The sequence below is a fragment of the Oleiphilus sp. HI0080 genome (assembly GCF_001635135.1).
The window spans coordinates 1-287 of the sequence record NZ_LWFU01000044.1 but is presented as its reverse complement, the minus strand read 5'-3'; the positions used below and the strand labels follow the sequence as shown (position 1 = coordinate 287).

The 287-nt window shown below is 47.7% G+C and carries 1 protein-coding gene; it reads left to right on the top strand.

Going from position 1 to position 287, the window contains the following annotated elements:
• On the top strand, positions 1-235 hold a 235-nt coding region (locus A3751_RS00645; RefSeq protein WP_068451032.1), incomplete at its 5' end, for a cell division protein ZapA.
• Positions 236-287 lie beyond the last annotated feature (52 nt).

Genomic DNA, 287 nt, shown 5'->3' with positions numbered 1-287 from the left:
TCCACCAGACAAACAAAAAGAACTGCGTGAAGCGTCTGTGCAGCTCGACGCAAAAATGCGCGAGATTCGTGGTTCAGGAAAGGTTTTCGGAAGTGAGCGCATTGCCGTTATGGCGGCGCTCAATCTAACATACGAGCTGATGCAGAGCTCGATGAGCTCTAGTGGAGAGGAGCAGAAGCTGAGCAAGCTTGAAGCGCAAATGGATCAGATACTTGCAGCGAAAGAATCCCGGTAACACAAAAAACATTGTCTGGGCTAGCCATCCTGCATTATGTTTTTTTTAGTAA